Origin of the sequence: Natronococcus amylolyticus DSM 10524, from assembly GCF_000337675.1 — an archaeon.
Taxonomy (GTDB): Archaea; Halobacteriota; Halobacteria; order Halobacteriales; family Natrialbaceae; genus Natronococcus; species Natronococcus amylolyticus.
Genome location: NZ_AOIB01000040.1, coordinates 1 through 24,813, shown reverse-complemented (window position 1 = coordinate 24,813; position 24,813 = coordinate 1). Strand labels below are relative to the sequence as shown.

Annotated in this window: 20 protein-coding genes and 1 tRNA gene; 9 read left to right on the top strand and 12 right to left on the bottom strand. The window is 62.8% G+C overall.

The annotated features are described in order from the left end of the window. Positions 1 to 67: 67 nt before the first annotated feature. From C491_RS20220 to C491_RS20210, 3 genes are all read left to right on the top strand, one after another. Complete coding sequence (locus C491_RS20220) at positions 68 to 370, top strand: lycopene cyclase domain-containing protein (protein ID WP_005559758.1); 303 nt, start codon at positions 68 to 70, stop codon at positions 368 to 370. Between the two features lie 63 nt (positions 371 to 433). Beyond that, the gene (locus C491_RS20215; RefSeq protein WP_005559757.1) at positions 434 to 1,201 is read left to right on the top strand and encodes a CAP domain-containing protein; all 768 of its coding nucleotides are present in this window, start codon (positions 434 to 436) and stop codon (positions 1,199 to 1,201) included. Positions 1,202 to 1,293: 92 nt separating this feature from the next. Continuing rightward, entirely contained in the window at positions 1,294 to 2,109 is an 816-nt protein-coding gene (locus C491_RS20210) for a YihY/virulence factor BrkB family protein (protein WP_005559756.1), read from the top strand. Positions 2,110 to 2,172: 63 nt separating this feature from the next. Here the strand turns inward: C491_RS20210 and C491_RS20205 are convergent, their stop codons facing one another. The 3 genes from C491_RS20205 to C491_RS20195 form a co-directional block, all read right to left on the bottom strand. Further along, positions 2,173 to 3,081 carry an AEC family transporter gene (locus tag C491_RS20205; protein WP_005559755.1) on the bottom strand — a complete coding sequence of 303 codons (909 nt, stop codon included), beginning with the start codon at positions 3,079 to 3,081 and terminating at the stop codon, positions 2,173 to 2,175. A gap of 70 nt (positions 3,082 to 3,151) precedes the next feature. After that, positions 3,152 to 4,180 carry a universal stress protein gene (locus C491_RS20200; protein ID WP_005559754.1) on the bottom strand — a complete coding sequence of 343 codons (1,029 nt, stop codon included), beginning with the start codon at positions 4,178 to 4,180 and terminating at the stop codon, positions 3,152 to 3,154. Between the two features lie 88 nt (positions 4,181 to 4,268). Continuing rightward, positions 4,269 to 4,913, bottom strand: a complete 645-nt coding sequence (locus tag C491_RS20195; protein WP_005559753.1) for a hypothetical protein — start codon at positions 4,911 to 4,913, stop codon at positions 4,269 to 4,271. A gap of 207 nt (positions 4,914 to 5,120) precedes the next feature. On the opposite strand from C491_RS20195, the gene C491_RS20190 reads away from it, so the two are divergent. The 5 genes from C491_RS20190 (at position 5,121) to C491_RS20170 (ending at position 12,218) form a co-directional block, all read left to right on the top strand. Beyond that, a complete protein-coding gene (locus tag C491_RS20190) occupies positions 5,121 to 5,708 on the top strand; it encodes a hypothetical protein (RefSeq protein ID WP_005559752.1) in 588 nt (195 codons plus the stop codon). A gap of 91 nt (positions 5,709 to 5,799) precedes the next feature. Continuing rightward, a complete protein-coding gene (locus C491_RS20185; protein WP_005559751.1) occupies positions 5,800 to 6,858 on the top strand; it encodes a DNA-methyltransferase in 1,059 nt (352 codons plus the stop codon). Positions 6,859 to 6,928: 70 nt separating this feature from the next. Next, entirely contained in the window at positions 6,929 to 8,596 is a 1,668-nt protein-coding gene (ggt, locus tag C491_RS20180; RefSeq protein ID WP_005559750.1) for a gamma-glutamyltransferase, read from the top strand. 90 nt (positions 8,597 to 8,686) lie between these two features. Further along, entirely contained in the window at positions 8,687 to 11,824 is a 3,138-nt protein-coding gene (locus C491_RS20175; protein ID WP_005559749.1) for a PAS domain S-box protein, read from the top strand. Between the two features lie 94 nt (positions 11,825 to 11,918). Next, the gene (locus tag C491_RS20170) at positions 11,919 to 12,218 is read left to right on the top strand and encodes a HalOD1 output domain-containing protein (protein WP_005559748.1); all 300 of its coding nucleotides are present in this window, start codon (positions 11,919 to 11,921) and stop codon (positions 12,216 to 12,218) included. A 573-nt stretch (positions 12,219 to 12,791) separates the two neighbouring features. On the opposite strand, the gene C491_RS20165 is transcribed toward C491_RS20170, so the two are convergent. The 5 genes from C491_RS20165 to C491_RS22795 all read right to left on the bottom strand — a co-directional run bounded on the left by C491_RS20165 (position 12,792) and on the right by C491_RS22795 (position 18,959). After that, on the bottom strand, positions 12,792 to 13,610 hold the full coding sequence (locus C491_RS20165) for an ion transporter (protein ID WP_049892425.1): 819 nt from the start codon (positions 13,608 to 13,610) through the stop codon (positions 12,792 to 12,794). 561 nt (positions 13,611 to 14,171) lie between these two features. Beyond that, a complete protein-coding gene (locus C491_RS20160; protein ID WP_005559745.1) occupies positions 14,172 to 14,402 on the bottom strand; it encodes a hypothetical protein in 231 nt (76 codons plus the stop codon). Positions 14,403 to 14,935: 533 nt separating this feature from the next. Next, complete coding sequence (locus C491_RS20155; RefSeq protein ID WP_005559744.1) at positions 14,936 to 16,576, bottom strand: hypothetical protein; 1,641 nt, start codon at positions 16,574 to 16,576, stop codon at positions 14,936 to 14,938. Positions 16,577 to 16,857: 281 nt separating this feature from the next. Then, positions 16,858 to 17,616, bottom strand: coding sequence for a hypothetical protein (locus tag C491_RS20150; RefSeq protein WP_152421393.1), 759 nt, complete (start codon positions 17,614 to 17,616; stop codon positions 16,858 to 16,860). A 1,190-nt stretch (positions 17,617 to 18,806) separates the two neighbouring features. Beyond that, positions 18,807 to 18,959 (bottom strand) — tRNA-Met (locus tag C491_RS22795). A gap of 101 nt (positions 18,960 to 19,060) precedes the next feature. Here C491_RS22795 and C491_RS20145 point away from each other — a divergent pair. Beyond that, positions 19,061 to 20,041, top strand: coding sequence for a DUF7115 domain-containing protein (locus tag C491_RS20145; protein ID WP_005559742.1), 981 nt, complete (start codon positions 19,061 to 19,063; stop codon positions 20,039 to 20,041). Positions 20,042 to 20,045: 4 nt separating this feature from the next. Here C491_RS20145 and C491_RS20140 read toward each other — a convergent pair whose 3' ends face one another. The 4 genes from C491_RS20140 to C491_RS20130 form a co-directional block, all read right to left on the bottom strand. Beyond that, positions 20,046 to 20,429 (bottom strand): DUF5830 family protein, encoded by a 384-nt coding sequence (locus C491_RS20140; RefSeq protein WP_005559741.1) that lies wholly within the window; start codon positions 20,427 to 20,429, stop codon positions 20,046 to 20,048. A 118-nt stretch (positions 20,430 to 20,547) separates the two neighbouring features. Beyond that, the gene (locus tag C491_RS23455) at positions 20,548 to 20,700 is read right to left on the bottom strand and encodes an HVO_2523 family zinc finger protein (RefSeq protein WP_005559740.1); all 153 of its coding nucleotides are present in this window, start codon (positions 20,698 to 20,700) and stop codon (positions 20,548 to 20,550) included. Positions 20,701 to 20,738: 38 nt separating this feature from the next. Next, entirely contained in the window at positions 20,739 to 21,056 is a 318-nt protein-coding gene (locus C491_RS20135) for a peptidase associated/transthyretin-like domain-containing protein (protein WP_005559739.1), read from the bottom strand. A 115-nt stretch (positions 21,057 to 21,171) separates the two neighbouring features. Further along, the gene (locus C491_RS20130; protein ID WP_005559738.1) at positions 21,172 to 24,294 is read right to left on the bottom strand and encodes an adenosylcobalamin-dependent ribonucleoside-diphosphate reductase; all 3,123 of its coding nucleotides are present in this window, start codon (positions 24,292 to 24,294) and stop codon (positions 21,172 to 21,174) included. Between the last annotated feature and the right edge of the window lie 519 nt (positions 24,295 to 24,813).

Sequence of the window (24,813 nt, the reverse complement as noted above, 5' to 3'; positions counted from 1 at the left end):
GTACTGCACGGTGCTGCCGGCTGGGATCATGGCCACCATTCTTTGACCCACCCTCCGTACTCGGCCCATGGCACCCGATATCAGCGTCTTCGGCCGATACACGTATCTCGCGACCGAGCTGTTCTGGGGCGCGATTGCGTTCCTCCTGCTCCGTCGCGCGAACGCACTCCGGCGGGCGGGCGCGACGATCCTCGCGCTGTACCCGATCGCCTACGTCTGGGATCGCTACACCCTCGCCGTCGGCGTCTTCGACATCAAGCTTCGGACCGGGATCGACGTCGCCGGCATCCCGCTCGAGGAACACCTCTTCATGGCGGTCGTGCCGGGGCTCGTGATCGCCTTCCACGAGACGCTGTTCGGCTCGGAGTAGGTACCACCTACAGGGTATGTGCAACCGCGAAGCTCTTGGTTCCCTACCACTTGAAGTGGAACGATGGGAAACCGCCGCTCCGCGAGTCCGACCGCGGAGCAAGGAGAGACCGACCGAGGGCTGCTGCGCGGACTGGTCAGGTTCGCCGTCGTCGCGGCGCTGCTCGGTGCGATCGTGCTGGCCGGCGCCGCGTACGGGCCGGCGCTCGTCGACGACCTCGAACAGTTCGACGACGTCGACGAGATCGAGGTTGGAACGCAGCCCTCGCCGAGTTCGGAGCCGCCGCCGACGGACGAACGTGATCCCGAAACGACGGACCCGAACGACCCGAACGAATCGAGCTACGAGACCGACGTCGAGACCGTCGTCTCCGACGACGTCGAGGACTTCGTCCACGCCGAGGTCAACGACCGGCGGGCCGAACACGACCTCGAGTCGATCGAGTGGGACGGCACCGTCGCCTCAGTCTCGCGAGCCCACAGCGGGGATATGGCCGAGCGGGAGTACTTCTCGCATACGAACCCCGACGGCGACCAGCCCTACGACCGGTTCAGCGACGTCGAGGACTACTGCCAGGGGTACGGCGAGAACATCGCGATGACCTGGGTCGACAGACCGGTCGAACAGTCGGGCGACGACGGCACCGTCGAACACCAGACCGCGGAGGGACTCGCCGAGGGCCTGGTCAACCAGTGGATGAACTCCACTGACCACCGCGAGGCGATCCTCGAGGAGAACGTCCCCTACGGCTGGGACCGCGGCGGCGTCGGCGTCTACGTCGCCGACGACGGCCAGGTGTTCGCGACGCACAACTTCTGTCACGAGTGGTAACCACTTCCACGCCCTCTGTCGTGGACTCCCGCCCGTTTTGATGCCCACAGCAGGTCCTACACTCTTGGCGCTCCCGTTCAAAAGACGGATACATGAATACGACGCGGCTCTCGAGGATCTTGCTCTCGATCTACCGCACCGCACAGGACCGAGAGATCACGTTTCTCGCGGCCGGCTTCGCCTACTACGCGTTCGTCTCGTTGATCCCGATGGTTCTGCTCGCCCTGGTCGTCGGCTCGTTGTTCGGCGGCGAGGACGCCGCCGAGCGGCTGGTGCTGGTTACAGGGGACTTCCTCCCGCCAGCCGGCGAGGACCTGGTCGCGGAGGCGCTGGCGACGGAGTCGGGGCGCAGCCAGGCGACGATCGTCGCGCTCGCGATCGCCTCCTGGGGTGCGCTCAAGGTGTTTCGCGGGCTCAGCCGAGCGTTCGACATGGTTTACGACGAGGTCGAGGAGAGCACGTTCCTCGACGAGGTGCGAGACGGGTTTACCGTGATCCTGGCCGGGACCGGGGCGATCGTACTGATGCTCGTTATCGGGGCGATGCTGGGGATCGCCGCCGACGTGATCCCACTGGCGGGTCTCGCGAGCTGGATCACGCTGCTTGCGGGCCTGTTTCTGGTCTTCCTGCCGATCTACTACGTTCTGCCGCCGATCTCGGTTACAGTTCGGGAGATCCTGCCCGGAACCGTCGTCGCCGCCATCGGCTGGACGATCCTGCAGGTCGGGTTCCAGATCTACGCCGCCAACGCCGCCCAGTACGCGGCTTACGGCGCGGTCGGCGCGGTCATCCTCTTCGTCACCTGGCTCTACTTCGCCGGGATCCTGATCCTCCTCGGGGCGGTGGTCAACGTCGTCCTCTCGAGCCCGACCCTGGCCGAGGAAGGAGAGGTGCCGGACCCTCTCTGAGCGAGAGCCGGCGTGAGGCCCCGTCCCACCTCGAGCGGAAGCAAGCGGACTCGAGCGCCCACACTAGCCAACCAGCGTGATGAGCACGAACAGGCTGGCCACGGAGGCGACCGTTGTCGCGAAGACGTTCAGCGAGGCGAACTCGGCGTCGCCGCCGAGTTCGTTCGCGTAGACGTACGTCGACACGGCGGTCGGCATCCCGAGCATCACGACGCCCGCGGTGAAGGTGGCGCCGTCGACGGCGAGCAGCGAGAACACCGCCCACGCGAGCAGCGGCATACAGCACAGCTTCAGCGCGACGACCGAGCCGACGGCCTCGAGGTCGACGGCGTCGGCGTCGATCTGCAGGGCGGCGCCGACGCACAGTAGCGCCAGCGGGAGCGCGAGCGATCCGAGTGCGTCGAGGCCGACGACGACACCTCCGGGAAACGTCACGCCGACCGAACCCACCGCGAGGCCGGCGACCAGCGCGAGCAACACGGGGTTCGTCGCGAGGTTTCGGAGCTCCCGGCCGATCGCAGCCTCGGCTGCCCCGAACGCGCTGAGCACGACGATCGTCAGCGGAAGCTGGACGAGGGTGACGAATCCCAAAATCACGCTCGCGATAGCGGTGACCTGCGCGTCGAACGTCGCGGCGACGAGCGGGACCCCGAGGTAGCCGAGGTTCGAGTGGTACGACTGAATGATCGCGACGCTCTGTCGGTCGGTCGAGAGTCGGTTCCGGTAGGTGACCCAGGCGATGGCTCCCGTCGCGAAGAGCACGACGAGCGATCCCACGAACAGCTCCACCGAGAGCAGGTCGCCGATCGACTGGTCGTAGGTCGCGACGAACACCAGCGCCGGGAGAGCGACGTAGTAGGCCGTCGTGTTGAGTCGTGCGGTTCTGGCGGCGTTCAACGCGCCCGAGGACCGAAGCCCGGTCCCGACCAGCAACACCGCGAGCATTGCCAGCAGCCGACCGAGAACCTCCATACGCGCTCGAGTCGACCCCGACTTTTCTACCGTTCGATCCCATGTCGGGGCGACACCCACTTCGTCGTTGTCAGCTCGTTCGCAGGAACCGATCCTCGTACTCCGGCTCGTCCGCCCGGAGGAAACACAGTCCGACCGATCGCGGCGGGACCCTTTCGAACCGATTGGCGACCGCCCGAAGCTCCGGATCCCAGCCGATCTCGTCTTCCCGAACCGCGAGCGTCACGAGCAGGTCCGCAGAATCGGCGCGCGTTTCGAGGGTCGATTCCAGCTCGTCCCACGAACCGACCGACCGGAACTCGGCGCGGACGTCGATCTCGACGAGATCGAAGAGCGTCCGGTAGTGATCGACGTTCCGTTCGAAGACGTACACCGTGACCGGAAGCTCGAGCCGCGCCGACAGCTGCTTGAGGTTGTAGACGGCCTCGTAGAACCCCCCGTGGTGGTCGACGTGTTGGGGGATCACCAGCCGGAGTCGGGTGAGCTCCGACGGCTGGCGAGCGAGTCGGAACAGGTAGATCGGCATCGGTGTTTTGGCAACGACCTCGTTGGCCGTCTCACCGCCCGTCGCTTCGTTAGCCCCGAGGTCCCACTTGGTCACCAGCAGATCGGTGTTTAGCTCCGGTGGGGCTCGCACGATCTCCGCGGTGAGGTCGCCGGTCTCGACCGATTCGGTTCTGATTGCAGTGTGCGCCGCGATCCCGCGCTCGGCGATCCGATCGGTAATCGACGGTCGGTCGCGTTCGCCCTCGTCGCTGCCTCCCTCACTACCGGTCGACAGGAGGGTAAGCGGCTCGTTCCCGTATCGGTGTCTGAGCGCGCACGCGACGGTCACAAGTCGAAGCACGTGGTCGTCGTCGCCGTCTACCGGAAGCAGTATCCTCGGGTCGATTGTCCTGTCCTCGCTCGTCTCGGCTCGTTCGGGAAACGGAAGGCCACTCGAGCTGCCGTCGGCGTCGCCGTCGGACGACGATTCGGCCGTCGACTCGCGACTGCGGCCGCGGCCGTGCCGCCGGGACAGCACCCAGTAGCCGATGACTGTGGCGAGGACGACGCCGGTCCCAACGGCGACGACGACGGACGGTGTTGTCTCTATCATCGGTTTCGTTCCGGAAGGGGCGCGATCGACCGTCTTCGAACCCGCTTCACTCGACGGTGGGTCCTCGCGCAGAATAAGCGTACCCCACTCACGCCTCGAGAAGTCGCTGAAACCGTCGCTGGTGGGCACAGATTGCGAGAACGCCGAACCCGAGCAGGCCGAGCTGGAGGGGCTCGATTCGAACGACGACCGTCGCGACGCCGAGCGGAAGCGGCGGCGAGTCGATCGCCCAGTCAGGAACCTGGGCAGACCAGAGCAGGAGTCCCGCACCGATCGCGAGCAGGAGGCCCGGAACGACCGCGGCCAGTCGGTCGGGGTCGGCCGAACGGGATCGACACGCCGCCTGCTCGAGGGCAAACTGCGCGGAGAGGACCGCGCCCAGAAGCGCCGTCGCGACGATCGGCCCTACCGGCGAACCGACGGTTTCGGCGAGCAACAACCAGCAGATCCAGCCGGCGGTCGCCACGAGCGAGAGTCCGAGCCACCGCGGTCCGCGGCGGAGCCGCCGGCTGCCGACGACGGCGGCGACGACCCGTGCCCGCAGGAGCGCTCCGCCGACCAGCACAACGACTCCGATTAGCGCCGTCGTCGCCGTCCGCGAACCGACCGCGAGGACGAACCAGACGCCGACCGAGACGGCCTCGACTGCCCCGGCCGAGAGGGCGGCGGTCGCACCGAGGACGTGCTGACGTCTCGTTCGTCCGAGGACGTCCGGCTGTCGGAGCACGCTCATACACCACCGTTCGACGGCATCCGTTTCGTTATGCGATCGTTATTTTCGGTTTCGGTGGACTGTTACTGTCCCCGTTTACTGGGCCGAACGTGTTCGACACTCTTCTCGAATAGCCGGCGAATTCTACTCCTTGTGGTCCGTTACTCTCCTGCACGATACGTCGATTCGTTGGATAAACCTATGTATCGTGATGTAGTTACCCGGTGTATGGAAGAGACCGAATCTGATAGGACGATGTCGGAACTCGTCGTCAAGGAACTGGTCGAGCAGGGACTCGACTCCTCGATGCGAGACTCGATCCTCGAGGCCGTCGAGGAGTCCGAGGGCGACACCGGCGGCTCGCGCAACCTGCCGATCGCGGGTGCGCTGGTCGGCGTCGGCGCCGCGCTCGGCTACCTCGCGGGCCGAGAGTCGACCGACCTCGAGGACGTCTCCCTCGAGGACGTCGAGGAGCCCGAGATCATCGACGACGTGACGGGCGGCGACGAGGACGAGGACGCCGAGAGCGAGTCCGAGGAAGCCGAGGCCGAAGCAGCCGAGGCCGAGACCGAAACCGAAGCCGACGTCGAGGACGGCGGCTCGTCGGGTATACTCGGTCGACTGCTGCTGGCCGTCGGCCTGCTCGTCGGTCTCGCCGTTCTGCGCCGGCGCTTCGGCGGCGACGCCGACGAGGAGTGGGAGCCGATCGAGGAGTTCGAGCCGGCGACCGAGATCGACGCCGATGAGGAGGACGAGTTCGAGGGTGTCGACGAGGACGAGGAGCTCGAGGCCGAGACCGACGACTCCGAGGAGTAGATCCCACACCGCTTTCTTCACCGTTTTCGCTCCCGATAGCGACGCCGTCCGACGAAGGAGCTAAGGGGGCGACGCCGACACACTCCAGTCGATGGAGACGACTCACCGCGTCGTCGTCGGCGACGCTCGCGAGCTCTCGCAGGTAGACGACGACTCCGTCGAACTCGTCGTCACGTCCCCGCCGTACCCGATGATCGAGATGTGGGACGAGCTGTTCGCCGAACTCGACCCGTCGATCGGCGACGCCCTCCAGGACGGCGACGGCCGAGCCGCCTTCGACGCGATGCACGCCCAGCTCGAGCCCGTCTGGGACGAGCTCGAACGCGTCCTCGTCGACGGCGGCATCGCCTGTATCAACGTCGGGGACGCGACCCGAACGGTCGACGGCAGCTTTCGGGTGTACCCCAACCACGCCCGCGTGCTCGAGGCGTTCGAATCCCGCGGGTTCGATCCGCTGCCGGACGTACTCTGGCGCAAGCCGGCAAACAGTGCGGCCAAGTTCATGGGCAGCGGGATGATCCCGCCCAACGCCTACGTCACGCTCGAACACGAGTACGTGCTGATCTTTCGCAACGGCGACGACAGCCGTTCGTTCGAACCCGGCGCCGACCGCCGGTACGAGGCCGCGTACTTCTGGGAGGAGCGAAACCGCTGGTTCACCGACGTCTGGACCGACGTCCGCGGCGAGCTCCAGGCTCTCGAGGACGACCACGAGGAGCTCCGGGCGCGGTCGGCGGCGTACCCCCTCGAGATTCCCTACCGACTGATCTGTATGTATTCGGCGTACGGCGACACCGTCCTCGATCCGTTCTGGGGTACCGGGACGACCTCGCTGGCGGCGCTGTGTGCCGGCCGCAACTCGATCGGCTACGAGCTCGAGGAGGCCTTCCGCGAGGTCTTCGCAGACCGGGTCGAAAGCGCGTCAGCGCTCTCACGGACGATCGGGCGACGACGCCTCGAGCGCCACCGCGAGTTCGTCGAGGGGCGTCGAGCCGAGGGCGAGGAGCCGTCCTACGACGCCGTCCACTACGAGACGCCCGTGATGACGAAGATGGAACGCGAAATCCGCTTTCGGGAAGTCAGCGGGATCGACACCCTGGAATCGGACGACGGCTACCGAGCCGTTCACGAACCGCTCGCGCTCGAGTAGTGCTGGCAACCCGCGGGCGACGCATCCGGGACCACCAGCGTTTTGCATGGGGACCACACCCATACGATCGATGGATACCGACGTCGATCCGGACCGATTCGACTCGAGACGCTCGACGGCCTACGCCAGCCGCGGGATGGTCGCGACCAGCCAGCCCCTCGCCTCGGAGGCGGGCCTGTCGATCCTCCGAGAGGGCGGCAACGCCTTCGACGCCGCGGTCGCGACCGCGGCCGCACTCAACGTCGTCGAGCCGACCTCGACGGGACTGGGCGGGGACGTCTTCGCACTGTATCGCACCGCCGACGGCGAGGTCGGCGCGATGCGTTCCTGTGGCCCCGCCCCCGCCGAGGCGACGATCGAGAACGTCCGAGGTGCCCTCGAGGATGCCGACGATATCTCGGAGTACTACCCCGAATCCCGTGGGTACGCCGTCGACGGTGACGCCGGCGGTGACGACCTCGAGATGCCGTTTCTGGGTCCCCACGCCGTGACCGTTCCCGGGACGGCCCGCGGGTGGGAGGCCACCGTCGAGGAGTTGGGAACGCTCTCGCTCGCGGAGGCGCTCGAGCCCGCGATTCACTACGCGACGGAGGGGTACCCCGTCTCGCCGATCATCGCCGGCCACTGGGGGGGCGCCGAGGAGCTCTTCACCGACGAGCACGCCCGCGAGGCGTACCTCTTCGATGGCGAGGCCCCCGACGTCGGCCAGACGGTCACGCTGCCGCGACTGGGCGACTCCCTGCAGCAGATCGCCGAGGAGGGCGCCGACGCCTTCTACGAGGGCGAGATCGCCGACGAGATCGTCGAGGAGATCCAGTCCGCGGGCGGTTTCATGACCCACGAGGACCTCGCGGAGTTCTCGCCGGAGTTCGTCGAGCCCGTCAGCACAACCTACAACGGAACCGAGGTGTACGAGCTCCCGCCGAACAACCAGGGACTGGTCGCCCTCGAGGCGCTGAACATCGCCGAAGAGATCGGCGCGGGCGAGCACGACTACGACTCGCCCGAACGCGTCCACGCCTTCGCGGAGGCGATGAAGCTCGCGTTCGTCGACGGCCACCACTACATTACGGATCCCGAGTTCGAGGAGGCCCCGCCGCTGGCCGCCAAGGAGTACGCCCGCGAGCGCGCCGCGGCGATCGGCGATGCGCCGATCCAGAATCCCGAAGTGGGGGTCCCGACGAAGGCGGCCGAGGACGCCGACACCGTCCTGCTCACGGTCGGCGACGAAGAGGGGAACCTCGTCTCGTACATCAACTCCCGCTTCGCCGGCTTCGGCAGCGGGCTGGTCGCTGGCGACACCGGGATCGCGCTCCAGAACCGCGGGGCGTCGTTCTCGCTCGACCCCGACCACCCCAACAGCCTCGAGCCGGGCAAGCGTCCCTTCCACACGCTGGTCCCCGCCGTCGCGAAGCTCGACGAGGACGACTGGCTCGCCTTCGGCGTCATGGGTGGCTACATGCAGCCCCAGGGCCACGTCCAGGTACTCTCGAATCTCGTCGACTACGGGATGGATCTCCAGGAGGCCCTCGATCGCCCGCGCTGGCGCTACCGCGAGGACGGCAGTCTGGGGATCGAGGAACGGCTGCCCGGCGCCGCGAAGCTCGCCCGCAAGGGCCACGACGTCGGCGTCCTCCCGCCCGTAATGTTTGGCGGCGCACAGGCCGTTCGGCGACGTGGTGAGACGCTTTCGGGCGCGACCGAGCCGCGCAAGGACGGAACGCCGATCGGCTACTGAGTCGTCTCCGCCCGTTTCGTAGACGAACCCGCTGCCCCCTTCCGGTTGAACCGTCGCGACGTTTTTATCCGCGCCGACCCCAGCGAGGGTATGGATGCCGGACTCGAGGTCGACGGGGCGAGACCGGTCCGCGTGCTCGTCGTCGGCACCGAGCCCTGGGCCGAGACGGTGACGACAACTCTCGAGGATCGGGACGGGTTTCGGACGGTCACCGGGGACGGTCCCCACCGCGCGCCAGAGCGACCCGACACCGTCGACTGCGTCCTGACGAACGATCGAACCGCCGTTCGGGAGATCGACGGCCGACACCCCGTCGTCTACGTCGCCGACGACGTCCTCGAGGCCGACGTCGAGGGGGTGCTCGCCGACGGTGCGACCGACGTCATTGATTCACGAACGAGCGAGCGGTCGGCGCTGCTCGAGCGCCGGCTCCGACTGGTGGCGCCGGACTCGCCGGACCAGGTGCCAACCGACCAGGGGGAGGCGTGGCACCGATCGCTGCTCGAGTGTTCGTCGGACCTGTTGCTCGTCTTCGACCCGTCGGGACGACTCACCTACACCGGCCCCGGAATCGAGCGCGTCACCGGCCTCGAGCCGTCCGAGTTCGGGAGCGCCCGGCTGTTCGAGGGGATTCATCCCGAGGATAGGGCAGCCGTCGACGACTCCCTCGACACTGTCCGGACCGATCCGCCGGGCGAAACGCGAACCGTCACCTATCGCTATCGCGGCGAGGACGGCTGGCGCGTTCACGAGGCAGTTCTGACGAACCGCCTCGAGGATCCCGTCGTCGGCGGCGTGGTCGCGTCGATACGGGACGTCACCCGTTCCCGCCCTCTCGAACGGGAGCTCTCCGAGTCGTTCGAACGGGTCAGCGACGCCTTCTACGCGCTCGATACGGACTGGCGATTCACCTACGTCAACGGTCGGGCCGAGGAGCTACTGGGCCGGCCGCGATCGGAACTGCTCGGTGCGGACGTTCGGGAGCTGTTCCCCCACGGGTTCCGCTCGGAGCTGTTCGATCGATTTGCCGACGCGATGGAGCACCAGGAGCGGGTCTTGTGGGAACGGTACTCCGAATCCCTCGACATCTGGATGGAAATCCACGCCTATCCGTCCGAAACCGGACTCTCGGTGTACTTCAGGGACATCACCGATCGGATCGAACGCGAGCAGGAACTGGCCGAGCGGACCGAACGGCTGCGGATGGTCGTCGAGAACGCGCCGGTCATCCATTACGTCATCGACGCCGAGGGAACGGTCACGCTCTCGGAAGGGAGGGGGCTCGAGAACATCGGCTTCGAGGCGACCGACGCCGTCGGCGACTCGTTCTTCGAACTCTTCGAGGAGTATCCCGCGATCCGCGCCGACGCCCGCGCGGCCCTCGAGGGCGAGTCCGTCCACGGCCAGCGTCAGATCCTCGATCGGGTCTTCGACTCGTGGTACCGGCCGATCGTCGAGGACGGCGATGTCACACGGGTGATCGGCGTTGCGATCGACGTGACAGAACGCGTGCAGTACCGGGAGGCGTTGAGCACCCTTCACGAGGCGACCAGCCACTTACTGACCGTCGACTCGAAGGACGACGCCTGCGAGTACATCGTCGCCGTCGCCGACGACGTACTCGATCTCGACAGCATCGTCTTCCGGTTCGACGAACAGCGCAACGAGCTCGAGCCAGCCGCGTACTCGAGCGATCTCGAGCGAGCGATCGGGACGCCACCGCGCTTCGGGCCCGGCGAGGGAATCACGTGGGAGACGTTCGCCACCGGCACGCCGTCGGTCTTCGAGGACGTTCGAGAGTCGGAACGGGTCTACGACGAGTCGACGAACGTCAGGAGCGGCCTCTACATTCCCCTCGGCGAACACGGGGTCTTTGCCGCGGTGTCGACCGCCACCGATCAGTACGACGAGGACACCGTCGAGCTGGTGAAGCTGTTCGCGACCACGGCAAAGGCGGCGCTCGACCGGATCGGCCGCACCCGCCGGCTCCACGAGAACGAACGGGAGCTGAAGCAACAGAACCGGTACCTCGAGCGGGTAAACGAGTCGAAGCAGATCCGCCAGGATATCGAGGAACACCTGCTGCGGGCCGATTCCCGCGAGGCCATCGAGCGCGGCATCTGTACCACACTCGCCGAGACCGAGCACTGCTCGTTCGCCTGGATCGGCGAGCCCGATCCGAGCGGCAGCCGGATCAGACCGCGGAGTCATGCCGGGCTCGACCGGGGCTATCTCGAGGCGGTCACGGCGACCGCCGTCGACGACTCCGCCGCGGAGCCGGCCGGCCGAGCCGTCCGAACCCGCCGTCCGGTCGCCGTCGACAACGTCGCCGACAGCGTTGGGGACGGAACGTGGCGAACCGACGCGCTCTCGAGGAGCTTTCAGTCGGTGATCTCGGTCCCGCTCGTCTACGACGGGCACCTCTACGGCGTCCTCTCGGCGTACGGCGACGACCCGAACGCCCTCGACGACCCGTTCGGGTCGGTGCTTGCGGATCTCGGCGACAGCATCGCGTACACGATCGACGCCATCAAGCGAAAGAACGCACTGCTCGAAGAGCGCGTTACGGAGGTCGAACTCGAGCTCGAGGCAGAGTCGCCGCTGTGTCGGTTCGCGGATCGACTCGACCGTCGCGTCGCGTTCGAGGGCGCGACGCTGCAGGACGACGGCAGCGCGCTCGCGTTCGTCTCCCTCGAGCCCCCGATCGACGGCGCGGACATCGACGCATCCGTCGACGGGATCGACGACCCGGTCGTGCTCACCGACTCGGACCAACAGACGCTCGTTCAGCTCCGGGTAACGGGGCCGTTTCTCGGCAGGATCGTCGCCGACCACGGCGCCACGCTGCGGGAACTCGTCAGCGACGACTCGGGCCACCGGGCGGTCGTCGACCTCCCGGCCGGGCTCGAGCTTCGGACGGTGCTGTCCGGTATCACCCGTCGCGGCCTCTCGGTATCGATGGTCGCTCGCCGTGATCGGCCGTCCGGGGACGGTGCCTCGCTGGGGGGGCCGGCGCGGAAGGCGTTGCTCGACCAGCTCACGGCTCGACAGCAGGAGGTCGTTCGAACGGCGTACCACAGCGGATTCTTCGAGTGGCCCCGGCAGACGACGGGCGAGGCAGTCGCGGACTCGCTTTCGATCTCTCCGCCGGCGTTTCACAAACACGTCCGCTCCGCCGAACGGAAGCTCTTCGCGACACTGTTCGAGGGCGTGACGATCGACGGTTAATCAGTTAACCCCGCCGGTCAGCCGTCGTTACACGGTTAACGAGCAGACTCTTTGCTCCCAGTCGAGAAGAGTCGACGACTCACAGTGGGGTACCATGACTGAAACGACACCGCAACCGCTCTCCGAATCGACAAACGACTGCTACGTCGTCCAGTACGACCGACTCGACACCAGCCCGCTCAGCGTCACGATCGCCGAGGCGGTCGCGACCTACCGCGGGACCGACGCGACGGAGCTCGAGCCGCTACACTACGCCGTCAACGCCGACGCACTCGAGCGACTGTTCGAGCCGCGAGCCGACGGCCTCCGAACCGGCGGCTCGGTAACCTTCGAGTACAGCGACTGTTTGGTCACCGTTACGGCCGACGGCGAGATCCGAATTACGACCGCGTAAGCTCACAGTTCCCGACACTTCAGATGTGGGTGGTACAGCGTACTATGGTGTATAAACACATTATATTGTAATTATTCGACTCCCGGAAGAGCTATACTTACTCGATCGAAAGAGCCGATACCATGTCAGAACACACCACCCAGACCATGAAAGACGTCAGTCACACGCCGCCCGCCGGCGAGTCCGTGACGAACGTCTGGAACCGCGGCCGAGACGACGACGAGTAATCGGTCCCTTCTCGCGGTCGCTCTCAGTTCGCTCGAGTCACGACTTCTCGAATCGTTTCCTCGAGCGGAACTACCCGATAGTACTCGATTTGGACGTAAACAGGAGGGTCGGAACGAGCGTCACCGTACACGCCGTGCAGCCCCGACCAGGTGGACGGTTCCGCCGGCCGGATATCTGTTTTGTGGTTTGCGGTCGCTCGGAACGGTGTCGACCGTCGGCTCGAGGCTATGTGGAAACCCGTTTACCTACCGCTTTCTCGAGTCCGATAGCAGGCGACGAACGGGTCTACCGAATAGAGACTCGCTCACAAACTTCCTGGTACGGCGGAAATTCACCTCGCGCTCGTCAGTCGGATTCGATGATATGCTCGAGATCCTCCTCCAGGATTTCCTCTCCGCAGTGTGGGCAGCGATCGATCTTTCCGCGAGCAGCCTCGATAAAGCCGGAGGCAAGGATGGACGCAGGCAATGCGAACAAACCAATGCCGGTGACTGCGATCACTGCGCCAAGTGCTTGACCGCCCATCGTTACCGGTGTTACGTCTCCATAGCCGACCGTCGTGAGCGTAATCACACCCCACCAGAGCGATGCGGGTATCGATGAGAACTCTTCTGGCTGTGCGCCACGCTCGGCGAAGTACATTAGACTCGAGGACATCAACAGGATGAGGGCTCCAACAACGGAGGTAATCACCAGCTCCTCCCGTTTGAGACGGAGTACTTGCACGAACAGCGTGATCGAATCGGAATACCGCGCGAGCTTGAACAGCCGAAGGAACCGAAGCAAGCGCAGCGCACGGAGAAAGCGGAGATCGAGAATTGCGCCGAAGAAAAACGGCACAATCGCTAGTAGATCGATTACCATATACGGTGAAATAGCATACCGCAGCCGCCCCCATACCGGATGTTGATAGTCGGCGTGTTCCGTTGCAGCCCATAACCGGCTGATGTACTCTACCGAGAAGATCAAGACCGAAATCGCCTCGAACCAGAAGAACTCGGACGCATACGAGGCATACACCGAGTCCACTGTCTCGAGCATGACCGCGATAACGTTCAAAACGATCAACACCATGATGAAGTAGTCCACGTACCCTCCAGTGCGCCCACCAGCACCGACTTTGAAGAGTCCGTGGATCCATCCACGTGTCTCGCGATAACCCATGAAAATTACTGGAAACAGATAGGTGATAGAGTTGCCGAATATGATGAAAAGACGGAGGTCCGATAGTAGGACTTTGATTTCTGGAAAGTTGAAACAGACGGTAGGAGTTGAAATCTAACGACCTTGTTGCTGTCCACAACCGTTGTCTCCCTCCACAGATGGTACGGACAACCTCTGCAGTTATCTTGAGGCTATCCTCATCTCATGTTCTCGATCCTACAGAGAGATCACGAGCTACCGCTGTAGAACAGATCCTTCGGGGAAAACAGCGAGCCGAATTGAATCGGCTGTACCCTTCGTTGTCACACGCTCCCTGCAGAAAATAATGCAGAGGGTTCCGGCATAAGCTTTGTTACTCGATTGCACCGAGCTTCTCGATCTCGAGGAACACTGCACGAACCCCGAGAGCGATACCGCTTTAGAAGCGGAGCGGTAGCTCTACTAAAACTCTGAGTAGCTGATACGACGCTCTCCTCCTCGTTCAACACGTGCAGATTCGCCACCGGATAGTGCCGTGAGGGTGGCTCTTTCGGTAGTAAACTGGGGGAGTCGAAGCGTCGGTCACCACAGAAGGAGCAAGCCAGCGAGAAGGAGTGCCATTTTCACCGACGCGAACGCCGCCTCGTGACCCTCGAGCAGTGACTGGACGCGCGCCGAGTCGTGTTCGGCCGCCGTCAGTATCGAAAACTGGATCAAACACGCTGCTGCGAGCCAGTTCGTGGCCGCGACCGAGAGGCCGTACGCGAGTGCCAGCATCGCCACGAATAGGCTGAGAACGCGACCGAGTTCCATATAGTACCTCAGGGTACACCCGGTCTTGGTGGTTCTGATCGGTGCATTGCCCGTAGTGGGCAGCCGGCTTCGTCGGTCGTTCACCGAAAGTCGACACCGTAGCTCATGGTAGCAGGGCAGCTGCCCTCGCGTCACGATCTCATCGTGTCAACCCTTGCTGCGCCCGTCGATCGAAGATGTCCGGGAGCTCAGTAACGCCATAGCGCTCGGGCTCGAGGGAACTCTAACCGAGGCAGTGGTCGTCGGTCACATCGAGGCGCGACAGTCAGTTCTGACACCGCTGGGGCCAGAAATCAGAACGTCCGATGCTCGAGGAGAGTCGTTGTGAATCGCCGGAGTGACTGCTCGGTTTCGGCTTCCCGAGACAGGGGTGGGGCGGCAAGAAGTACGGTCGAGGGCTCGAGTACCAACGGTTATACCGTTCGGGTTTGTACGATGAATTAAAGGCGTTGCTCGTAATTCCGAATGTTAGCTGTGATAGGAGGGTGTACAGGGGATTGAGTACTGTGATACGTTCTAATATTACCGAGGGGCTATGCGAACTGGTTTTCCAGTGAAATAGCTGCAGTCTCCACTTCGAATATTTTCGATCCAGTGAAGACAGATAATGGTAATTTTCGACCCTCTGTTGCATACTTTTCTTGCCAGAGTTCGGCTAACGCTTTCAAATCCTCTGCCCTCACTAACCGGATATCAGTTCCAACTTGCATTTCTAATTGTAATGCGTTCGATGGTGCTTTGTCTGTAAACTCAGGGGCAATAATGAGGAACCACTCTACATTGTGTTGCTGACCTTTCGTATCAATATAGTTCTTAATCTTACTCCGAGTATCGCTTCCTAGAGCAAACTTTTGGCGGCGACGTTTATTATCCCAGAGAAGCCACTGGCTGTCCTGTTCAATCTCACCATCTGCAACCACGCCAGTCGCCTGTTGTCCCAGTTGATTTGTCTCCTCAAGATTGAATACTTCTCGGAAAATTTCCCCAGTTGCATCCTCAAAAAGTATATCCAGCTTTTCTGAAAGATCGTCGGCATCGATGAGATCCTGAAGCTGCGGAGGAACCTCAGTAACGGCACCATCTGCAATATCTTCATACGAATTTAAATACAAATCAATCTTCTCGTCCTCACCCTCAACCGAGTTTTGAGACAACTCAAAGTACTCAATGATTGCAGAAACCATTTCGTCTGTCTTCAGTTTATGTGCATCGAGGCCATACTGATCGACGATATCTTTGAGATCATCCTTCGGAACTACTTCCCTCAGTAACTCACTCGGATAGATACTCGCCTGAATAATATTCTCCCGGCGATTCTCATTTTTGCCGTAGTTTTTCCCTCTGATATCGAATTCCTCGCGAGCCTCAATCAGAATCGACTGACGGTCGAAAACATTGAGAGTCCTGAGCATCTGGCGATAGTTCTCGTCGGACATTTCGTAGTACAACCAGTCTCGGATTTTGTCAGCATAATCTTCAGGAATTCCGACGAGTTCATCGTAATCTGGATCCCCAACCTCATAGATGAGTGCTTGCTCCTGGAGTGACCAAACTCCTTTCTCAATAGTATCATGGGCGTGTTCAGGGCTGTCCGATCGCGTTACTTTTGGAAACCGGTCAAGTGCAGACAGTCGCTGGAAGAAATCAAGCCAAGTGTAGTATTCATGCTTGCTATCAGTTGCGTTGTTATGAATTTCGAAATAACTGAACACCATATGGAGTTCAGAATCGTCGATTTGGTTCTCATAATCGACAGCAGCTTGTGCAAGGTGAAGGAGATCATCAGTTTCGGAAAATGAGTCCTCGTCATAGGACTGAATGAGGTCCCGTTGCCAATTTTGAACAGCGTCTATCAACTCTGCCTTTTCCATGTTGTACTCAGGCTGCTGGATGAGTTGTCTGAGAATACCATACCGGATGACGAGGGCTTGGTATGGAGAATTATTGATTTCGCTGAGTCTCGGGGGAGTGAAGTTGTTGAGTTCTTGTCTGAGGCGCTCTTCAGCGGCGAGTGCTGGAACGTATTCTTTTAGATACAGCTCTCTATCAGAAAACCCGTTATGCTTGAATTCCTCTGGATTGAAATTATCAGTTTTGGATTTAGTACTATCGTTAATAAATCGTTTCCGTTCGTAGCTATTCCAGTTTCGATCAATCAACTCGTATAGCTTCATCTACTTCGATTGGTTATTGTTGGATATACTTCAATATAGGTGTACAACTGAACATCAATTCATCATAACACAATTTGAATTATAATTTGCAGTTTCTTATATGATGCTACCTTTCGTTGAGCATCGTATTTTGACATCTGTGTTTCGATACTGAACTCGAACTCTACAGGCGGAGCAGGCCGAGTGCCTTGGGGCTTGACTCCGAGGCGGTTCACTACACCTATCGGTAAACAATTTCCTTAATCGCTATCAATGGCTCGTGGACGCGTCGTCACGCCCGCTTAGTCGCTCATCCCACCGATCTCCATACACTCCATCTCCGGCGGTTCGATCGGATCGACCGCTCCCCAGGAGTGGAAATCCATCGTGCCCTCCTCGAATTCGATCCGGCGGATGTACCCCGTGTCAACGCTGACGTAGTAGGTCGTGTCCTCGTCGACCGCCCCGTCCTCTGCAGCGAGGAGTTCGAAAATGTACATCTGTTCTCCGTCGATCTCGTCCGTTCCGGCCGGTTCCAGTTCCGCGTGTTCGGTGGTTTCGTCCTCGAAATCGGGATCCTCCAGGTCCTCTGCTTCGGGGTCCTCCTGGATAGCTTCGCCCGGACCCATCAGGAAACACTCGTCGCCCTCGACCCAGTAGGTCTCGTCGCCGATCACGTACGACTCCCTCGTCCCCTCGTCGCCCTCCAGTCGCATGTAACTGTCCTCGCCGTGGACGCGCCCGATCCATTCGACCCGTTCGCCTTCCACCTCCATTTCCGCCTCGTAGGCGTAGTCGTCGGCCATCTGGACCGTCTCGCCGAACCGTGCGTCTCCTTCCCCCTCGCCTTCGTCGTCCGCGTCGTCGTCGTCTTCGACTTCAGCGTCATCTGCGTCGTCTTCGTCGTCCGTGGCGTCGTCCGGGCCGTTCGCGTCGTCCCCGGTATCATCCGATTCGTCACCGTCGTCGGTGTCGCCGCCCGCACACCCGGCGACGGCGACGATTCCGGCAACGCCTGCCACCCGCAGAACCCGTCGGCGGGCTAGCGGTTCGTTGGTCATCTCGAAGCCACCACCATTGTCTGGCTCGCTGTTTTGTTCCCCCTCGGATCGACTGCCGGTCCGCGTTCCGTGTCGATTGTGTTGGCTCTCATGATATTCTCCGTGGACCCTCGGTGTTCGATCGTCGGTATCAGTTCCTTGCGCTGTGTCCGAATTCGAACCCTTAGGGAACTACGGTGTACGTCCCGCACTAAGAGAATATAAAAACACTCACTAATCAGTTAGTAGTACTGTTCTGAATCGTTATACTGCAACTGAAAAAACCTTCCCGTAGTTCGTTCCGTAGTCTCCTCGTGCCAACAGAACACTACGAGCAGACGGTTCGCGACGGGGTTCGGCTCGTGGAGGACTCAGATCCGATGCTCCCTGAGGACGCTTCGCTCCTCCGCAAGTACCGGCGAGAGAAGGAACGTAACGAACGCTGCCACACGAGTCGATGGGCGTCGTCTCGGCGAGCGAGCGACCGTGAGCTGCGACGATCACGCGAGATGATTCCGCCACTGCCGACCGATAACCTACCTGTCGCCGCGGCCTGACCCACAACCCGTGGAAACGGAGACGTTGTACGTACATTGAACGATACGCCGTTTCGATCGCTGGCCTCCCGTGCTGTTTCGATGCGCTTTCCATCGATTCGCTGGCCCCGCTCTGAATTTCGCGGTTGTCGTTCCCGGATCCACGTCCCTTTCCCGTCCTCTAGGGACTCGCCGATTTTCAGGCCGCGATAACCGAAGATGTCTTCCGAACCGTCCTCGGACATTACGATCGGCCAAAACGGCTCGTCGGCGGTCAGATCCTCCCTATCAACAGTCGCGTAGATGGCTCCTTCGGGAACACGCTCGAAGTTCTCGACGTCGGGCCGCAATCGTGGTTGTTGGCCATCGTCGTCATGTTACCACCCCCGTTGTTGCCGCTCGAGGACGCTCCAAATTGCCATCTGCTATAGAATTATTACTACTGGAACTCGAGCGATATTAGTAGACATCCGTCTCAACGGGTGTTTTACGTGGGAATGTAAAAAATTTGATGATCGTCCGGGGAGGGCTCCGAACCTACGAGAGAGCTCCGCTCTCTCGAGCCTTCGTTCGCTCGTAACACTCGCTCATGAAGACCACCGGGTTCGCCGCTCCTTTGGGCACTTCCGTTCAGACTCGTCACTCACTCCGTTCGTGACTCGCGTAGAATGGAAGTGCCCGGGGAGGGCTCCGAACCCTCGATCTCCGCATGTCCCAGGTTCGAGGCTCGGCAGTCCTCTGGAGGGACACGGAGGCTTCCAAGGCGGAACCGCACCGAATCTCTGAACCCTATGAGTGCGGCGCTATGTCCAGCTAAGCCACCCGGGCTCGTTTTCGAGTAGTGCGGTCTGTTTCTTTAACCTTCCCTTTCGCGTCGGCCGTGCAAGCAGAACCCACGCATTTATCACCGAATCTACCCAACGCCGGATATGACCGTTCCCGTCATCGTTCGATCCGATCTCGGCGACGAGGAGGTCCAGACACGGGTCTCGCTCGGCGGTGACGACGAGCTCTTCGTCGCGGACTCGAGCAGTATCGTCTACCGCGCGGAGGGGTTGCTAACCGACGAGTCGACCGAGGAACTCACCTACGACGCAAACCGGCTCACCGTCTCGGAGGGGCGCCGAAAGACGTCGCTCGTCCTCGAGTACCCCCTGTCCGGCACTGCCGAGGTCACTGTTCCCGCGAGCAAGACCGACGACGTTCTCCGACCGGTGCTGGCGGGCGTGTTGCGAGCCAACGACGTTATCGACCCCGACGAGTCGCTCATCGAGGTCTACCGGTTCAGCGAGCTCACCCTGATCCTGACCGAGCGGCGGCTGATCGAACACGTCGGCACGGCGGTCTGGGACGAGGGGTACGAGGCCTATCACTTCCGGGACGTGACGAACCTCTCGTTCGAGGAGGGCGACGTCGCGACCCGTATCGTTCTCGAGGTCGACGGGCGCCCCCAGCGGATCAAGGCGCCCAACGACGCGGCCGACGACCTCCGCGAGCGACTCAAGCGGGCGCTGGTCGACTACTACGAGCGCACGTCGGAACCCGTCCCCGAGGAACCGGACCCGCTCGCGGAGTCCCAGGAACGTGGCGAAGAGCCGACCGAACGGCCCTCCCGGTCGAGGCGGGCCGTCCGTTCGGAGCCGGCGCGAGCCGACGGCCAGCGGGCCGCGGTCGAGTCGCGACCGCCGATGGCCGGAACCGCCGACGGCGCGACGGCCGACGCCACCCAGAACGTCGCGCGGGCGGCAGTCGCCGACTCCACCGGCTCCGACGGCGACGATGCGGCGAGCCAGGAGGTCCTCGAGCGACTCGAGGCTCTCGAGGACGCCATCGAGCGCCAGAACGAACGCCTCGAGGCCCAACAGCAGACGATCGAGCGACTCATCGACGAACTTCGTCAGGGACGGTAGCTGACTACTCCCGACCCGTTACCTTCCGAATACAGGAGGAGCCGTACGGACCGAGCTCGCCGCCCTCGAGGTCAATGAAGTAGCCCGTCGAGAGCCCCGAGCCACAGCGCCGACAGGAGAACTCCCCTTCCTTCGTGATCACGTCCCGATCGAACCGCACGTACTGGCGGCTCTTCGGTCGGACGATCCCGTCCTCTCGCTCGATGATCCCGCGAAGTTCGGCCTCGTCGAGGATCGTCCGGGCGACCGTCGGGTCCGTAGTGACGGTCTCGATCCGGTCGACGACGTCCGGTAGGGGCAGCGATTCGTGCTCGAGTCGCTCGAGCAGCGCCAGCCCGAGTTCGACGCGGTCGTCGGTCGGATCGACCGCACGCTCGTCGCCGTTCATCGCCGAACACTGGCCTGCCGGAGCGAATAAACGTTGTGTTGAGGCGCGTTTCGGATAGTCTCCTTCACCTCGAGCGTACGCAGGAGTCCGGAGGTGCTACCGAAGTGGCTGCGATGGACTATCGAAACGGATCGCTACAGTCGATGACGACGCCGTGTTGGGGACAGACGTACTTGCAGTGGCGCTTGAACATCGGCGCCTCGCAGTGCGGACAGGTGGGGGCACCCGTGGCTCCGCTCGTCGGCTCCGAACTCCCGGCGTCGTCGCTCATACTGGCTCGTTGGTTCGACTCCCTCAAGTAGCTCCCGCTCACTCGGAGCAGGCGGCGATCCGGCGCACCCGCTGTGCCATCGCCGGCCTCGTAACGGCGCGGATGAGCGCCGTCGCCGGCCGATACGTGAGTTCCCCCTCACTGGACTTGGTCGCCGTGAGCGACCACAGCCCGGGCGCATGGAAGGTGAGCTGACAGCGTCCCGTCTCGTCGGTTCGGACGGCCTTGCGTCGGCTGGAGACGGTGACGCCCTCGATCGGGTTCTGCAGTCGGTCCCGAACGCGAACCGTCACGGGTTCGCCGAGCAGTACCTCGTCGGTGTCGACCTCGAGGACGAGCGATCGCGTCGTTCGCATGCTGAACGTTCGCACGCCACGATGAAAATGGTATCACCTGAACATGATGGTACGCAGGTTCGGTTCGCTCGGCTTGCAAAAAGTCGAAACGGCGACCGCGCTCAGCTACCGACCGTCAGCACTCGCTCCAGCCACAGGACTCGCAGGTCTTGCAGCCTTCGGAGTAGTACAGCGACAGCGAGCCACACTCGGGACACTCGGGGGACTCGCCGGCGTCGATGAGATCCTGAATCGCGTCGTCGTCATCGCTCGCCGCGTTCGCGGCGGCGGCGCCGCCGTCGGTTTTCGGTCCGTCGACGACATCCGCGTCCGCATCGGCTGCGTCCTCCAAGGTCTGCTGTGTCGGGTACGGCTTGTCGATCTCCTCCTCGAGGTAGCGACGCATCGCGGTGCCGATAGCGTCGGGGATCGACTGGATCTGCTCGCCCTTGTCCCAGGCCACTTTGGGACTTCGGGTGCCACAGAGTTCGTCGACGATCTCTTCGGGGTCGACGCCCGAGCGAAGCGAGGTCGAGATGACCTTCGCCAGCGCCTCGGTAAAGGAGTTCGTGAACCCGCCCGAGTGGCCGATGTTCGCGAACAGCTCGAACGGCTGGCCCGTCTCGGGGTCCTCGTTGATCGTGACGTAGACCTTCCCGTAGCCAGTGTCGATGCGCTGGCTGACGCCGTGGAGCGCGTCGGGTCGCTCGCGCTTCTCGGTGAAGTCGACCTGGACGGGCTCGCGGTCGTCCGCCTCGTCGACCAGCGAACCGACGTCGTCCTCGAGGATCTCCTGGACGTCCTCGCTTTCGAGGAACGCCTCGAGGCCGCCGAAGATCTCGTCGATCTGCTCGACGAGGGTCTCGGCGGCTTCGGTCTCGTCGGCGAAGTCGGCGTTGTCCGCACGCGTGGTCAGCACCTGCTTCGAGCGCGTGCCGTCGCGGTAGTAGGTGACGCCCTTGCCGCCGTGCTCGTAGATGTACTCGAAGACGTCCTTGGCGTCCTCGAGCGTGGAGTCGCTGGGCGCGTTAACCGTCTTCGAGATGGCGGAGTCGACGCCGGCCTGGCAGGCAACCTGCACGCCCGCGTGTGCCTTCGCCGAGAGGTCGCCGGTCGTGACGAACAGCTCGCCGATCGCATCGGGCACCGTCGAGAGCCCCTCGACACCGTTGAACTGGTTGGTGGCCATCTGCTCCTGGGCCTCCTCCTTGACGGCGTCGACGTCGATGCCGTTGTCCTCGAGCACCCGGAGGAAGTAGTCGTCGAACTCGACTAACATCTCGTCGCCCTGGACGTCGTCGGAGACGTTCTTGTAGTAGGCGACGTTGTAGATCGGCTCGCAGCCGCCGGTGGTGTTGCCCACCATGCTCGTGGTGCCGGTCGGCGCGATGGTCGTCGTGTTGTGGTTGCGAATCGGGAACCCGTCGGCCCAGTCGTCGGCGTCCTCGCCGGTCTGGTGTTCGAACCACTCGCGGTACTCGGTCGGGTCCGCGTACTTGGATTCGGTCCACTCCTCGAAGCTGCCTCGCTGCTCGGCGAGTTCGTGGGAGGTCCACTTCGAGGTGTGGTTGATGTGGGTCATCAGCTGGCGGGCGACCTCGTTCGAGGTCTCGCTGCCGTACTCCATGCCCAGCTGAATGTACAGCTGCGCCAGACCCATGATGCCCAGCCCGATCTTGCGCATCTCCCGGACCTTCTGCTCGATCTTCTCGACCGGGAAGTCCGACATGGTGACGACGTTCTCGAGGAAGCGCGTCCCCATCTCGATGCGACGGTCGAACTCCTCGAAGTCGACGGCCTCCTCGAGGAAGGCTTCGACGGCCGCCTCGAGGTCGTCGTACTCGTCGCCGTGCTCGTCGTACCAGACACGCCAGTCGGGTGCCTCGAGATCGGCGAGCGTCGAGAGGTTGATGTGGCCGAGGTTACAGGCCTCGTACTCCTCGAGGGGCTGTTCGCCACAGGGGTTCGTCGCGAGGATGCGGTGGTCGGGGTGTTTCTCGACGTCGAAGGAGTGTTCCTTGTTCACTCGCTCGAGGTAGATCACGCCGGGTTCGCCGTTCTCGTGGGCGCCTTCGACGATGTCGTCCCACAGCTCTTCGGCGGGAATCGACAGCTCCTCGCCGACCTCGACGTACTCGCCGAGGCCGAACATCTCGTAGAGCTCCTTCGTCTCCGCGGTCGCGATGTGAGGCTCCTCAGTACGGGGATTGGTGAACGTGAACTCCTCGCCGTTCTGCAGGGCCTCCATGAAGTCGTCGGTGACGCCGACGGAGATGTTGAAGTTCGAGAGGTGGCCCTCGACGGCGTTGCGAAGGTGTTTCGGAACTCGGCCCTCGTCGTCGATGAGCTCGCGGGCCTCCTCCAGGGCTGCCTGGAAGGAGGTGTGCGTGTAGTCGTCGGGGTCGTTCAGGCGCAGCGTCTCGGCCAGGGAGACGTCCTTGTTCTTGGCGTGGATGAACTGGATGACGTCCGGATGGGAGACCCGCATGACGCCCATCTGGGCGCCCCGTCGTGCGCCACCCTGGGCGATCGTCTCGCACATCTGGTCGTAGGTGCGCATGAACGTGATCGGGCCACTGGCGATACCTCCAGTCGAGCCGACCGCGTCGCCGTAGGGCCGCAGGCGCCAGAAGGCGTACCCCATGCCGCCGCCGCTCTGGAAGACCTGGGCGGCCTCTTTCGCGGTCTGGTGGATGTCGTCAATGTCGTCGTCGGGGGAGTCGACGAAACACGCCGAGAGCTGCTGGAGCTCGTCGCCCGCGTTCATCAGGGTCGGCGAGTTCGGCATGAAGTCGAGGTTCGCCATCATCTCCTGGAACTCCTCGGCGACGTCCTCGACGTGGGCTCGGACCTCCTCGGGCAGCTCGGGGACGACGGTGTCGTAGGCGAACTTGTTGACGTTGTAGATAGAGAGCGCGGCCTCGCTGTCGTCGTCCGCCGTGGTGCCCGCCCCGAAGACCTCGGCGGCGAGTTCGTCCCGCCGCGGGTGGTCAGGTTTGAGCTGGTCGGGCGTGACCGTAATCTCGAGGTCGCGTTTCTCGGCTTCGAAGACCGCCTCCGCGAGCGCGATGTTCTTGCCGACGCGGTCGAACAGGTCCTCCTGGCGCTCGACGAGTTCGCCGTCGGCGTCCTTGCGGAGGTATCGGGCGGGGAGAATGTTGTCGTAGGCGTTTGCGGTTAGACGCTCCTCGAGGGTGTCGCCCTCGGTGCGCTTGATCGGGAGGGTGAGCTCCTCCGCGGAGAGGTCGGATTCGCTCATGCGCGGGTCACCTCGGGGGTAGCCCGCCGACGCGTGCGGATTCCGTCGCGGGTCCGGGTCCTGGCGTGGGTCATTTGTAGCGAAGAATCGGTATTCATCGGCGCCTCATAATTGTAGTGGTATTCTTCCATTCGTATTGTAATAGTACAACCATGGTTGCGTAGCTGGTCCTGTACTCAATCGGGGGCTGTGTTGCGAGGGCGAAACGGCTCTCTTCGCGCTTGCCAGAGAGTAGTACGGCAACGGACTTAATGATTTTCAGAGGAGACTGAAAGTAAATTTGCGGACGATGAGAGCGCTCATCCACGCCTCGAGTTGTACGGAACAGATACTGTTCTACTGCAGTGTCTTTCAGAATATCCAGAAAGACTACATAGTTGCCGTGCGGGATGAAACGTATGCTCGATCCACTCACATCCAGCACGGGGATCCTCCTCGCGCTGGCCGTACTCGTCCTCGTCTTGGTTGCGATCCTCGCGGTTCGGGTCGCGATTAAACTCGCCGTCCGCGTCGGCCTCG